This is a genomic window from Nannocystis bainbridge (assembly GCF_028368995.1).
Lineage (GTDB): Bacteria > Myxococcota_A > Polyangia > Nannocystales > Nannocystaceae > Nannocystis > Nannocystis bainbridge.
The window spans coordinates 1-12,626 of the sequence record NZ_JAQNDL010000001.1 but is presented as its reverse complement, the minus strand read 5'-3'; the positions used below and the strand labels follow the sequence as shown (position 1 = coordinate 12,626).

Genomic DNA, 12,626 nt, shown 5'->3' with positions numbered 1-12,626 from the left:
CGGGCCTGACGGGCGCTCGCGCGGTCCGGTCGCGCCTGTCCGAAAGGTCATGCCCCGGTGAGCGACGACGTCCGCGCGCTCGAGCGGGCGATCGGGGCCGGCAAGCTCGACCCGGTGTACGTGCTGTACGGCGACGAGCCGGCGGCGATCCGGGCGGTGGTGACGGCGCTGCGCAAGTTCGTGATCCCGCCCGACGACGCGACCGCGCAGGCGATGGCGGCCTTCAACCACGAGCGCTTCGACGGCGTCGACCTCAGCGGGGCCGGGCCGGTGCTGTCGGCCTGCGCCCAGGTGCCGATGATGAGCAAGTGGCGGCTCGTCGAGCTGGCCAACCCTGACGACCTCGGCAAGGGGCCCGAGGCCGAGAGCACCGCGGCCGCGGCCATGGACGCGCTCGCCAGCTACATCAAGGCGCCGAGCCCGACGACCGTGCTGGTCATCAGCGGCGGCGGCATCGACGGCCGCTCCAAGCTGGTGAACGCCTGCAAGTCGACCGGGTGGGCCCACAAATTCGAGGCCTACAAGCGCGACGACGAGGCGCTCGGGTTCGTGGTCGGCGAGGCCCAGGCGCAGGGGCGCAGGCTCTCGCGGGACGCCGCCGCGGCGCTGGTCGCCGCCGTCGGCACCGGCCGCAGCGAATTGCTGGCCGCGCTCGACCAGGCGCTGCTGCACGCCGGTGACGGCCCGGTCGGGCTCGCCGACGTCGAGGCGATCGTGGCCCACACCCGCGAGGCGCGGATCTTCGACCTCACCGACGCCGTCGGCCGCGGCGAGGCCGACGTGGCCCTCACCGTGCTCGCGCGCATGTTCGCCGCCGGCGAGAAGGACGCCGGTGTGTCGATGCAAGTGCTGGCGATGCTCACCCGCCAGATCCGCCTGATCTTCACCGCCAAGGCCAACCCGGGCCGCGTCGCCGAGGCTACCAAGCTGCCGCCGTTCCTCACGCGCGGGCTCGAGGCGCAAGCCCGCGGGTTCAGCGAGCCGCGCCTGCGCTCGGCCTACGCGGCGCTGGTCCGCCTCGACCAGGACCTCAAGGGCGGCTCGTACGTGGCTTATGCGTCGCCGTACATGGCGCTGCAGCGGTGGATCCTCGACACCTGCCGGGCCTTGCCGGGCGTCGACGCGCGCACCTGATGGGAAGTGGCGACCTGTCGCATGGGACAGGTCGAGATCCGGCCCGACAGTGCGGGCGATCTGTTCTTTGGGACAGGTCGTGAGATGCGATGCGCGGTTGATGCTCGCAGAGAGCGTTGATTGTTACGGGGACCGAGCGACAGGACGGCGGCCGTTCGAGCGCCGCTCGAGACTCGAATCGAGCGTCGACCATCGCGTAGGACGGCGTTTCGAGCGACGCTCGAGCGGACGCTCGCGCTTCGCAATGGGAGCCAGGACGTCGCCGACTCGCGGCGCTGCTCGTGCGCCGTGAATGGGCGCACGGTGCGTGAGCCGGGCGGGACATCGCTCCTTCTCGCGCGACCGAACTCGGCCGTGGAGCAGGTATCGATCCCGACGGACGATGTTCTCCAGTCGAGCTCGATGCGCGCGGCTGGCCTCGAGGACAGGGCAATCCGAGCGCGCCCGAGCCGCCGGGGCGTGGTAGGTTCCCGCCCACAGGAGACCACTTGATGCGCGCAAATTCGTTCCTCGCCGTGATCGCGGCGGTATCGTTGTTCGGCTGCGACTCCAAGCCTGCCGCCGAGGCCGAACAGAAGGCTGCCGTGCCGGCGACCGCGGCGTCGGCCAACGACGTGGCCATCAAGGCCGGTGAGACCGGGGTCGACGTCAAGGCCGGCCCGGTCGGCGTCGAGGTCAAGCCCGGCGAGGTCAAGGTCAGCGGCACCGAGATCGGCGACGTCAAGGTCTCGGCCGAGGGCGTGAAGGCGGGCGACGTCGAGATCGGCGCCGACGGGACGGTCAAGCTGCCGGGTGGTGCCGTGGTCGTCGCGCCGACCGGCCTCGACGCCGACGCCGACGACGCGCCCGCGGCGGCCGGCGCCGGTGGCAAGGACTGCGGCGACGGCGGCTGCCGTCAGACCTGCAGCAGCGGCACCTGCGAGAACGGCTGCGGCGGCGGCGGCTGCATCCAGGCGTGCGAAGCCGGCGCGACCTGCAAGTTCACCTGCTCGGGCGGCGGCTGCACGCAGACGTGCAAGGCCGGCTCCGACTGCGACCTGACCTGCTCGGGCGGCGGCTGCCCGCGCGGCTGCGAGGGCGACGCGAAGTGCAAGAAGAGCTGCTCGGGCGGCGGCTGCAGCGGCTGAGCCTCAGAGGCCGGGAGCGGCTGAGCCGCAAGCGCCGGGAGCGGTTGAGCCGCAAAGGGAGCGGGGCGGGTGAGCGATCCGTAGGTCGCCGTCCGCCCCGCGCCGTACGAAGCGGGTCTGTCTCTCAGGACCTGCCCGTTCGTACATGCGCGAACGGGCAGGTCTCGAAGGACCTGCCCGTCGGGACAGGCGGGCTCAGATGCCCTTGGTGATCAGCCAGGAGTCGCCCTCGCGGATCAGCTCGAACTTGGCGTAGTCCTGCTTGGGCACCACGCGCGGCGGGAAGCGGGGCATGCCGTCGTCGCCGAGGATCGGCTTGAGGCGGAAGGTCGCGTCGATCCACACGTTCACCGTCGCCCGGTCGCGGCGCATGTAGACGTCGAGGTACTCGATGGTGAAGCGGACCGACTCGAGCTGGGCGATCCGGCGGCGCAGGATCGGGCCGAGCTCCTCGTAGACGATGTCGTCGCTGGGGTCGTCGGTGCCCGACTCGTCGTAGTAGGTCGGGTGCGCGGTGGCGAGGATGCCGGCCGGGTCCTGACGGACGAAGCTGGTCCGGAAGCGCTCGATGACTTGCAGGAGCTCGCGGTTGTCGGGGGTGTCCGGGATCTCCGTGCCGGGGATGATCGCGGTGTTCTTGCAACCAACGACAGAGGGCGCGGCGAGCACCGCAACGAGTGCGAGGGCGAGGGAACGTCCGGGCATGGTCGAGCGAGGCGCATTGTGCAAGCACGCGGCCACGGGCGCCAGATCGTAAAGACGCTTCTTCGAACAAGGACTTAGCACACGCGTCGGGAGCGCGGTTTGGGGGCCCTGAGTGCCAATTTGGCAAAAGGCCCGGGGCCGGCGTGCCAGCGCGTCGTATGGGCGTGACGGGCCGTCCGCCGCGTGTGCCGGCGTGTCGCGGCGAGTGGCGAGGTCGCGCGCGCGCGCGCCGGCTATCATCGCGGGGTGACGGACGCCCGCTTCCACCCCCGCCTGCGGATCCAGGCCCACGCGGACATCATCGGCTCCGAGGTCGTGCTGGCCCGCCCGCTCGACGACCTCAGCCTCGGCGGCTGCAAGTTCGACGGGCCGGCGTGGGAGGAGGCGGGGCAGCAGGTCGCGCTGGTGCTCAGCTTCCCGGCGCTGTCGGCCAGCCTGCCGCTCACCGGCATGGTCGTGCGCGGCGGCGACGAGGACATGGCGGTCCGCTTCGTCCACATCACCGACGAGCAGAAGGGCGCGCTGCGCAAGCACATCCTCGACAGCCAGGAGGCCGCCGGCGCCTGAGCCGGCCCCTGTCCGCGAGGACATGTCACATGAACCAGCCTCACGACGAGGTCGCGTACGTCACGGACGACGGCGAGCCGGCCAGCCGCGAGCCAGCGCGCGGGCCCGGCCTCAGCCCGGAGCAGCGCGCGCGGGTCGAGGCGTTCGCGCCGCGGGTGCCCGGCATCGCCCGCAGCCTGCGGCGGATCGTCGGCATCGCCCCCGACGAGTGCGAGAGCGCCGGCTACGAGGCGCTGGCCCGCGCGGCCCTGCGCTACGACCCGGGCGCGGGCGTGCCGTTCGCGGCGTTCGCGTTCTACCGGGTGCGCGGGGCGATGATCGACGCCGCCCGCAACGCTTTCCCTGACCACAAGCGGGCCCGGCGGATCCTCAACACCCTCGAGGTGACGCAGGAGCTGTCGGAGATCCGCCTGCGCCCCGGCGACGACCCGCGGCGGATCGGCGAGCGCTTCGGCGACGCGGCCGAGCTGGTCCGCGAGGTCACGGCGGCGGCGGTGCTGTCGCGGCTGTTCGCGGGCGACGACGACGATCCGTTCGGCCCCGAGGTCCGGCTGTCGCTGCGCGACTCGGTGGAGCGCTGCGACGCCGACGAGCGGGCGCTGATCGACGCGGTCTACGTGCGCGGCCTGACGCTCACCGAGGTCGCGGCCGACCTCGCCACCAGCGTCAGCACGATCTCCCGCCGCCACCAGCGGCTGCTGCGTCGCCTGGCCGATCTGCTGGCCGCCGAGGCGCGACCTCCGGAGGCCGGGCCGTGACCGGCGCAGGCAGCAGACGTGGCGATCGGCGAGGCTCCTCGGGCAGGCGCGATCTCGCCGGAGGCGAGGCCGCGAGCGGTGTGTGGGCCAAGGGCGTCGAGCGCCGGTCGATGCAGGGCCGGAGCTCGCTCGCTGGAGCGAGGGCCGTGAGCGGAGCAGGGGACAGGGGTGTCGAGCGCTGGTGGAAGGGCAGCCCTTGCGAGCCCGCCGGGGTCGGGTCGTGAGGCGATCGCGGCCTGGCCGTTCGGACCGGTCCGAACGAACATGTCTTCGCGGACATGTCGCATGGGGCATGCTCTTCGGGACAGCGCTGCTCGCGGGCGCCTGCGAGCCGGCGCGCGCGCCCGAGGCCCGCGGGGTCCGCGGCAAGCGCGAGCTGTTCGGAGATCCAGCGCTGGTGCCCACGCGCGCGGGCGAGCGCGCGCGGGAAGAGCTGGCGCTGGCGGACGCGGTGGCGGCGAGCCTGCAGGCGCTCGGGGCCGAGGCGCTGGCGGTCGAGGTGCGCCTGCCGGGGGCGGACGATCCGGGCGCGGTGGTGGTGGCCGGGCTGGCGCCGCCGGGCTGGGACGCGGCCGCGACGACGGCGCTGGTCGGCGAGCTCTGCGGGACGTGGAGCGCCGGCCGGGTGCGGGTGGCCTGGCGCGGCGCGGCCCCGAGCGGGCCCGCAGAGGGGCCGCGCGATCTGCCGCTGCTGTTCGCGCTGGTCGGGCTCGGCGCGGCCGGCGGGGTGACGCTCGACCGGGCTCTGCGCCGGCGCGCCCGCTCGCCGCTGCGAGGCTGAGAGCGCCCGGGTACACTCACCGGCGATGACCAGCGCGCCCCTCTACGTCGGGATCGATCTCGGGACCACGAACTCCACCGCGGCCGTGTTCGACGGCGAGAAGGTGACGCTGGTCCGCAACGCCCAGGGCTCGCCGATCACGCCGTCGGTGGTCCGCGTCGACGCCCGCGGCAACGTGACGGTCGGCGCCAAGGCGCGCCGCTTCCTCGACACCGACGCCGACAACACCCGCAGCGAGTTCAAGCGGCTGATGGGCACGGCGCAGGGGATCCGCTTCCCCGCCGCGGGCGTCGATCGCCGACCCGAGGAGCTGGCGGCCGAGGTGCTGCGCTCGCTGCGAGCCGACGTGCGCGACCAGATCGGCGTGCAGCCGGCGCGGGCGGTGATCTCGGTGCCGGCGCTGTTCGAGCTGCCGCAGACCAGCGCGACGTCGGAGGCGGCGCGGCTGGCCGGGTTCGAGCGGGTCGAGCTGCTGCAGGAGCCGATCGCGTCGGCGCTGGCGGCCGGCTGGACGGTCGAGGACCAGGGCGGCTCGTGGCTGGTCTACGACCTCGGCGGCGGCACGTTCGACGTGTCGCTGCTCGAGACCCGCGACGGGCTGCTGCGCGTGGTCGGCCACGACGGCGACAACTTCCTCGGCGGCCGCGATTTCGACTGGGCGATCGTCGACTGGGCGATCGCCCAGGCCGCGCGCGACGGGGTGGTGATCCGCCGCGCCGACCCGGCCCACGCGGCGGCGGTGCGCAAGCTCAAGCTCGCGGCCGAGGAGGCGAAGATCGAGCTGTCGCGGGTCGAGTCGGCCAGCGTCACCGTGCCCGGGCTCGACGTCGGCGGCGGCGCCTACGACCTCGACGTCACGCTCGACCGCGACACGCTCGAGCGGCTGTGCGCGCCGTCGATCGAGCGCTCGATCGCGGTGTGCCGGCGCCTGCTGCAGGCTCACGGCGTGGCCGACGGCGGGCTCACGCGGGTGGTGCTGGTCGGCGGCCCGTCGGTGATGCCGGTGGTGCGGCGCCAGGTCAGCCAGCAGCTGGCGGTGCCGCCGGCCGAGGGCCTCGACCCGATGACGCTGGTGGCCCAGGGCGCGGCGATCTTCGCCGCGACGGCCGGGCTCGAGGCGCGGCCGAGCGCGGTCGAGCTGGTGCGCGGGTCCAAGGTGTGGCTGCAGTACCCGGCGATGTCGTCGGACCTGACGCCGCACGTGGTCGGTCGCCTGGTCGAACGGACAGGTCCGGTCAACTCGGTGCCGACCGAGGTCCAGCTCGGGCGCGCGGATGGCCTGTGGGACAGCCCGTGGACGCCGCTCGACGAGGAGGGCGCGTTCGTGCTGCCGGTCTCGCTGGTGCCGCGCAAGCCCAACGTGTTCCGTCTGACCGGCAAGAACATCCAGGGCAACGCGGTGACGATCGATCCGCCGACGCTGACGATCGTGCAGGGCCTGACGATCAGCGATCCGCCGCTGTCGCGCACGATCGGGGTGGCGCTCGCGAGCAACGACGTGCGGGTCTACTTCGAGCGCGGGGCGCCGCTGCCGGCCCGGCGCACGTTCACGCTGCACACCGTCGACAGCGTGGCCCGCGGGGCCGAGAAGTCGGTGATCAAGATCCCGATCGTGCAGGGCGAGTACGAGCAGGCCCACCTGTGCCGGCTGGTCGGCGCGCTCGAGGTCGGCGGCAAGGAGCTCAAGCAGACGCTGGCGTCGGGCGCCGAGGTCGAGCTGACGATCGAGCTCGACCGCGGCGGGCGGATGTCGGCGCGGGCGCTGATCCCGGCGATCGGCCAGGTGTTCGAGCACGTGGCCCACTTGTTGGTCCCGGAGGCCGATCCGGAGGTGCTGGCGTCGACGGTGACGGCGACGCGGGCGCGGCTCGGCGAGCTGCGCACCGACGCGTTCCGCCGCCAGGCCCGCGACTCGATCGAGCGGCTCGGCAAGGTCGAGAGCGCGCTCGACGACGTCGGCCGCGACATCGACGCGGCCCGCGGCGGCGACGCGGACGCGGCGCAGAAGGCCCGACGCACGCTGATCGAGGTCGACGCCCAGGTCGAGGCGGTCGAGCTCGATCGCCGCTGGCCCGAGCTCGACCGCGAGGCCCGCGAGGCGCTGATCTGGACCACCGGGTGGGTCCAGGACTACGGCCAGCCGCACGAGCAGACGCTCTACCAGGAGACGGTCAAGGGGGTCGACAAGGCCCGCCAGGCCCGCGACCCGCTCGAGCTGCAGCGTCAGCTCCGGCTGCTCCGCCGGCTCGGCTCGTCGGCTTACGGGCGCCACCCCGAGGCGTGGAAGCACCGCTTCGAGGACGCGGCCGCCGACGCCGGCAACGCGACCGATGTCGCCCGCGCCCAGGCGCTGGTCAAGGAGGGCCGCGAGGCCCTGGCCAAGGACGACAACGAGGCGCTGCGGCGGGTCACGCAGAAGCTGTGGCAGCTGCTGCCGACCGCGGCCGAGGACCGGCGCAAGGGCCACGAGTCGGGCGTTCGCTGAGCTGGCCCATCGGCCATGTCCTCAAGGACCTGTCGGGAGCACCATGTCGCAAAAGCCAGATGACTCGCAGGCGATGGCGGACAACCCGTTCTACGTGCTCGGCCTGCGGCCCGACTGCAGCCGGGTCGACGTCGAGCGCGAGGGCCAGAAGCTGCTCGGGATGCTCGGGCTGAGGCTCAAGTCGGCGGCGACGTACATGAGCCCGCTCGGGCCGCGGCCGCGCACCGAGGACAAGGTGCGGGCGGCCATGGCGGCGCTGCGCGACCACGAGAAGCGGCTGGCGCACGAGTTCTGGGCCAGCTTGCCGCCGCCCGCGGCGCCGCCGAAGCCGCCGCCGGCCCCCGAGACCAGCGGCCCGGGCCCGGCCCCGTTCACGGGCGCGTTCGCGGCGCTCGGCTGGAGGCGGTCATGAGCGCGCCGAAGGATCGGGTCGCGGGGTCGCGGTCGAGGTCGCGGAGGCGGAGCGGGCGGCGTCGCCTCGGGCCGGTGTTGGCATTGCTGGCGCTGGCGATCGTGCTCGGCGGGCCCGCGTTCGTCACCCAGCTCTACGCGATCGGCAGCGTGCTCGGCGGCCTCATCCTCCTCGTCGGTCTCGGCGGGTGGTTGTTCGCGCTGCTGGATCTGGTCGGCGGCCTCGTATGGCCGGTCTTGCGGCGCACCGTGATCGCGGCCGGCCTCGTGCGGCCCAGCTACTACCTCACGGTGCTGGCGCGCTCGGCGTGGGAGCGCGAGCGCGAGGGCGGGCAGGTCGTCGCGGCCGCGCTGGCGCTGCTGCACCGCTCGCACGATCCGGCGCTGGCGACCTGGCTCGAAGGCAAGATCCAGGCGCGGGCCGGATCGGGGCTCGGCAGCGTCGTCGCCACCGGCTTGCTCGCGGCCAGCCGCGGCGACCGCGACGGCGCGCGCGACATCCTGCTCGGCGTCGACACCTTCGATCCCGACTACGCGCCGAGGGCCGCGCGGCGGGCCGCCAACGACTGGCTGGTGGCCGACGCGGCGGCTCGCGGCGACTGGATCACCGTGATGCGCCGCGGCGTGCAGCCGGGCCAGGCGACCGCGTACACCGCCTTCCTCGCCCGCGCCGCGGCGCGGATCCGCGGCGAGGCGCTGGCCGGCGAGCCCAACCCGACCGACCTCGGCCTGTGGTGGTCGTGGCTCTTGGCACCTGGCCGAAAGGCCATGCGACCGCTGCTCGATCAGGCCCGCGCGGCGCCGCGGGTGCTGCACCAGCGCAAGCCGCCGCCGCCGGGGCCGGCGCCCGCGACGGTGCCGCTCGTCGATCCGGCCGATCACGCCGACGATCCCGTCGCCCACGCCCAGGCGCTGCACGCCACCTGGCTGGCGCTGCGGCCGAAGACCGCGGGCCAGCCGGCGACCGAGCTCGAGCAGCGGCTGTCGGCCACGCGCATGCAGGAGCTGTGTCGCGCGTGGGAGGCGGCGTGGCCGGTCGCCGAGCGGCGCATGCGGCAGCGCGCGGCGGCGCTGACCGCCCAGACGCGAGCCGAGGAGGCGCTGGCGGCCATCCGGCGCGCTGTCGCGGTCGAGCTGGCCGGGCTGGCGCGGGCCGCCAAGCTGCCGCTCGACGGCTTCGAGGTCGAGGTGGCGACGGCCGCCGAGGCGGCCTCCGAGCTGCGCGCCGAGTTGCTCACCGGGGTCGAGGCCGGCTCGGAGGAGCTGCGCGCGCGCACGGCCGCCGACCGCCGGCTGCCGCCGGCCGAGGAGTCGCGGGCGTGGAATCAGTTCCGCCGCGGCTACGAGGAGGCGACCCTGCTCGGCGGGCTGGCGCTGCGTTACTTGATGTTCCCGCAGGTCCACCGCGACGTGTGCGGCTACGCGGTGTGGCTGTGGAACGACCGCAAGGAGTACGGCCTGTCGGGGCCGATGTTCCAGTGGCTGCTGAGAGAGGCCGAGGCCGTCGGCGACATCGAGGCGATCGAGCTCCAGCGCAAGAACGTCGGCGCGAAGAAGTGAAGCTCGCGCGTGCGGGGTGAGCGGCCCCGCCCGATGCGCTTCGGGACATGTCCCCAAGAGCATGCGCCAAAGAGCATGTCCTTCACGACATGCTCTCACGAACATGCCCTTCAGGACATGTTCAATCGAGCGGCCGGGTCATCAGCACCCGCGGCGGCGCGGAGAAGCCGGCGCGGCGGTAGAGGGCGAGGGCGGGCGTGTTGTCGGTGCGGACCATCAGGTGGACGGCGCGGGCTCCGTGGGCGCGGGCGGACGCGAGCGCGGCGTCGAGGAACAGGCGGCCGTGGCCGGCGCCGCGGACCTCGGCGCGCAGATACAGCTCGGTGAGGAAAGCGTCGCGGCCGCCCCACTCGAGGTCGAAGCCCCACGTGAGGATGAAGTAGCCCCGCGGCGCCTCGCCCTCGAGGCCGAGCACGACGATGCCGAGCGCGGGTGAGCCCATCAGCGCGAGCAGGGGCGCCTCCCCGGGGCCGCGCCGCCAGGGGATGTGCTCCAGGCGGTTGAAGTCCTCCATCATGTCGAGGATCGCGGGGACGTCGGAGCTCGTGGCCGGGCGAAAGTGCATCGTGCCGGCACTATAGGGCCCACCGCGGACCTTGCGCGATCGGGGCGGGTTTTGGGCGCGGCGGGGCCCTCCGCGCCCTTCGGCGGCGATCCGTGCGCGGAGAGCGGCGCCGCGCAGGCGCGCGTGCGGGCGTTGTCGCCGGACGGCGTTGGCGGCAACATTGCTGGGGCGTGGAAGGACGCGAAACTCAGGCGAGCGCCCTGGAAGATACGGCGACCCGTCAGCGGACGCCGCGGCCGGGGACCTCGCTCGCCAACGCTCCGACGCTGCTCGGCGACGCCACGCCGCGGCAACCCTCCGACGCGCCCGAGCTGCCGATCGGGGCCGAGGTCGGTCGCTACAAGATCACCGGAAGGATCGGCGCCGGCGGCATGGGCGTGGTCTATCGCGCCTACGACCCGCAGCTCGACCGCGAGATCGCGCTCAAGCTGCTGCTCGCGGGGGCCGAGGTCGGCACCGAGGGCCGCAACCGGATGCTGCGCGAGGCCCAGGCGGCGGCCAAGATCCGCCACCCGAACGTGGTCACCGTGTTCGACGCCGGCGAGGTCGGCGGCCGCGTGTTCATCGCCATGGAGCTGATCGCCGGCTCGACGCTCAAGGGGTGGCTGCGCCAGGCGCCGCGCACGTGGCAGGAGATCGTGGCGATCATGCTGATGGCCGGCGAGGGCCTGGTGGCCGCGCACGCGGCCGGGCTCGTGCACCGCGACTTCAAGCCCGACAACGTGCTGGTCGGCGTCGAGGGGCGCGCGCACGTGCTGGACTTCGGCCTGGCGCGCCCGGCCCTCGACGCCGCGGCGCTGCCGACCGCGCCGGCGCAGTCGATGACGCTGAGGCCCGGGCGCGAGGCGCTGCTGCAGTCGCTGACGCTGACCGGCATGACCGTCGGCACGCCGGCGTACATGGCCCCCGAGCAGCACCTGGCGCGCCCGAGCTCGGCCCGCTCCGATCAGTTCTCGTTCTGCGTCGCCACCTACGAGGCGCTGTACGGGCTGCGGCCGTTCAAGGGCGAGAGCTACAGCGAGCTGTCGATGGCGGTGATCGACGGGCGCGTGGTGCCGCCGCCGCGGCGCTCGAAGGTGCCGCCGGCGGTGTGGCACGTGCTGCGCCGCGGGCTGCAGGCCGACCCCGACGCGCGCTATCCGGCGCTGGCGCAGCTGCTGGCCGACCTCGACGCGGCGGTGCGGGCCGGCGCGGCGCGGCCGCGCTACGGGCTGTGGGCGGTCGGCGTGGTGGCGCCGCTGCTGGCTGGCCTTGCGTACATGTCCGGAACGCCAGGTGAGCCGCGCGACCCCGGCGACCTGCCGCGGCCGCCGCCCGCGACCGCCGGTCCCGATGCGCGTGACGTCGCGCCGACGCCGACGCCGACGCTGCCGAGCCCGCCCGCGGTCGGGCAGGCCGGCGTCGCCTTGATGAAGACGCAGCACGTCGACCTCGCCGCGCTGCACGAGCTGCTGGCGTCGGTGGTGCCGCGCGAGGCGGCCCAGCTCGAGCTCGGCTCGGAGGGCCTCGGCCTGGTCGGACCGGCCGCGACCGCGTGGAAGGAGCCGCTCGATCAGCTGGCGCAGGCGGTCGACTCGCAGCGGCGCACGATCGGCGAGCTGGTCCGCGTCAGCGCGCCGAACGGGCTGTGGGCCGCGTACGAGGTCGGGGTCGAGGGCATCGATCGCAAGCAGACGGCCGTCGCGGCGCTCGACGACGTCGAGGCGGCGCTGTCGTCGGCGACGCTCGGGGTGCTGCTGGTGCGCGCGCCGTTCAAGGCCCAGGAGGGCGTGACCCGCTGGCTGCGCTCCGGCGGCGGCGAGGCGCAGCAGTTCAAGGAGTGGTGCTACAACAACCCCAGCCTCAAGAAGACCGAGTGCGCCAAGACCCTGCGCGACTGCGAGTACAACGCGATCGCCTGGGAAGAGGGCGCCGAGGCGGCGGAGGCGGCCAAGAAGGGCCGGGCCAGGCGGAAGTACTGCCATGGCAAGGCGTGAGCGCCGGCTCGCGCTGACGCTGCTGGGGGCGCTCGTCGGCTGCACGCCGCGCGCGCCGACGACGACGGCGGTACGTGCCCCTCAGGACATGTCCGTCAGGACATCCGGAGCGGCGGCGGTGGCGGCCTGCGACGAGCGGGCCAGCGCGGTCCAGGACGGGCTGGTGCGCCTGGCCGACCGCTACCTGTGGGAGGAGATCGAGAAACTCGTGCAGGCGCACGCGGCGACGCGCGGGCGGCCGGACGGCGAGCGCTGCGCCGAGGCGACCCGTGAGGCGCTGGCGACGGTGACGCTGCGGTGGGCCGAGCAGGGGGCGGAGTCGGGCGGGTCGCAGAGCCATACGCTGGCCCGCCAGGCCTACGCGGCCCTGCGCCGGCACTTCCCGGCGGCCGCCGAGGCGCCGCTGCTGCACCACGCGATGGGCAAGCTCGAGTGGGCCCGCGCCGAGCGGCTGACGCTGGAGATCGGCGAGCGCACGCTGACCGACGACGCGCTGCGCGAGGCCCACGCCCACCACCGCGCCGCCCTGGCCGGCGGGCTGCCGGCCGAGCAGGCGG

12 protein-coding genes are annotated in these 12,626 nt (G+C 74.2%); 10 read left to right on the top strand and 2 right to left on the bottom strand.

The genetic code is table 11. From position 1 onward, the window contains the following. Positions 1 to 57 precede the first annotated feature (57 nt). Both holA and POL25_RS00055 read left to right on the top strand, forming a co-directional pair. Positions 58 to 1,134, top strand: a complete 1,077-nt coding sequence (gene holA / locus POL25_RS00060; protein ID WP_272083502.1) for a DNA polymerase III subunit delta — start codon at positions 58 to 60, stop codon at positions 1,132 to 1,134. A gap of 491 nt (positions 1,135 to 1,625) precedes the next feature. Continuing rightward, positions 1,626 to 2,261: a hypothetical protein gene (locus POL25_RS00055; protein WP_272083501.1), complete on the top strand. Its 636-nt coding sequence runs from the start codon at positions 1,626 to 1,628 to the stop codon at positions 2,259 to 2,261. A 195-nt stretch (positions 2,262 to 2,456) separates the two neighbouring features. Here POL25_RS00055 and POL25_RS00050 read toward each other — a convergent pair whose 3' ends face one another. After that, positions 2,457 to 2,966 carry a hypothetical protein gene (locus POL25_RS00050; RefSeq protein WP_272083500.1) on the bottom strand — a complete coding sequence of 170 codons (510 nt, stop codon included), beginning with the start codon at positions 2,964 to 2,966 and terminating at the stop codon, positions 2,457 to 2,459. A gap of 246 nt (positions 2,967 to 3,212) precedes the next feature. On the opposite strand from POL25_RS00050, the gene POL25_RS00045 reads away from it, so the two are divergent. From POL25_RS00045 to POL25_RS00020, 6 genes are all read left to right on the top strand, one after another. Beyond that, on the top strand, positions 3,213 to 3,533 hold the full coding sequence (locus tag POL25_RS00045) for a PilZ domain-containing protein (RefSeq protein ID WP_272083499.1): 321 nt from the start codon (positions 3,213 to 3,215) through the stop codon (positions 3,531 to 3,533). A gap of 29 nt (positions 3,534 to 3,562) precedes the next feature. Further along, positions 3,563 to 4,291: a sigma-70 family RNA polymerase sigma factor gene (locus POL25_RS00040; protein ID WP_272083498.1), complete on the top strand. Its 729-nt coding sequence runs from the start codon at positions 3,563 to 3,565 to the stop codon at positions 4,289 to 4,291. Between the two features lie 292 nt (positions 4,292 to 4,583). Continuing rightward, positions 4,584 to 5,072 (top strand): hypothetical protein, encoded by a 489-nt coding sequence (locus POL25_RS00035; protein WP_272083497.1) that lies wholly within the window; start codon positions 4,584 to 4,586, stop codon positions 5,070 to 5,072. Between the two features lie 25 nt (positions 5,073 to 5,097). After that, a complete protein-coding gene (locus tag POL25_RS00030) occupies positions 5,098 to 7,557 on the top strand; it encodes an Hsp70 family protein (protein ID WP_272083496.1) in 2,460 nt (819 codons plus the stop codon). A gap of 43 nt (positions 7,558 to 7,600) precedes the next feature. Further along, positions 7,601 to 7,969 carry a hypothetical protein gene (locus tag POL25_RS00025; RefSeq protein ID WP_272083495.1) on the top strand — a complete coding sequence of 123 codons (369 nt, stop codon included), beginning with the start codon at positions 7,601 to 7,603 and terminating at the stop codon, positions 7,967 to 7,969. A gap of 74 nt (positions 7,970 to 8,043) precedes the next feature. Beyond that, positions 8,044 to 9,528 (top strand): hypothetical protein, encoded by a 1,485-nt coding sequence (locus tag POL25_RS00020; RefSeq protein WP_272083494.1) that lies wholly within the window; start codon positions 8,044 to 8,046, stop codon positions 9,526 to 9,528. A gap of 121 nt (positions 9,529 to 9,649) precedes the next feature. Here POL25_RS00020 and POL25_RS00015 read toward each other — a convergent pair whose 3' ends face one another. Next, a complete protein-coding gene (locus tag POL25_RS00015) occupies positions 9,650 to 10,093 on the bottom strand; it encodes a GNAT family N-acetyltransferase (protein ID WP_272083493.1) in 444 nt (147 codons plus the stop codon). A gap of 170 nt (positions 10,094 to 10,263) precedes the next feature. Here POL25_RS00015 and POL25_RS00010 point away from each other — a divergent pair, with 170 nt between their 5' ends. Both POL25_RS00010 and POL25_RS00005 read left to right on the top strand, forming a co-directional pair. Then, a complete protein-coding gene (locus POL25_RS00010) occupies positions 10,264 to 12,069 on the top strand; it encodes a serine/threonine-protein kinase (RefSeq protein WP_272083492.1) in 1,806 nt (601 codons plus the stop codon). Beyond that, on the top strand, positions 12,056 to 12,626 hold a 571-nt coding region (locus POL25_RS00005; protein WP_272083491.1), incomplete at its 3' end, for a hypothetical protein. The genes POL25_RS00010 and POL25_RS00005, both read left to right, overlap by 14 nt.

Bases quoted from the DNA above. Each gene is read 5' to 3' on its own strand.
- POL25_RS00055 (WP_272083501.1), top strand. From the start codon at position 1,626: ATGCGCGCAAATTCGTTCCTCGCCGTGATCGCGGCGGTATCGTTGTTC.
- POL25_RS00050 (WP_272083500.1), bottom strand. From the start codon at position 2,966: ATGCCCGGACGTTCCCTCGCCCTCGCACTCGTTGCGGTGCTCGCCGCG.
- POL25_RS00040 (WP_272083498.1), top strand. From the start codon at position 3,563: ATGAACCAGCCTCACGACGAGGTCGCGTACGTCACGGACGACGGCGAG.
- POL25_RS00035 (WP_272083497.1), top strand. From the start codon at position 4,584: ATGCTCTTCGGGACAGCGCTGCTCGCGGGCGCCTGCGAGCCGGCGCGC.
- POL25_RS00030 (WP_272083496.1), top strand. From the start codon at position 5,098: ATGACCAGCGCGCCCCTCTACGTCGGGATCGATCTCGGGACCACGAAC.
- POL25_RS00025 (WP_272083495.1), top strand. From the start codon at position 7,601: ATGTCGCAAAAGCCAGATGACTCGCAGGCGATGGCGGACAACCCGTTC.
- POL25_RS00015 (WP_272083493.1), bottom strand. From the start codon at position 10,093: ATGCACTTTCGCCCGGCCACGAGCTCCGACGTCCCCGCGATCCTCGAC.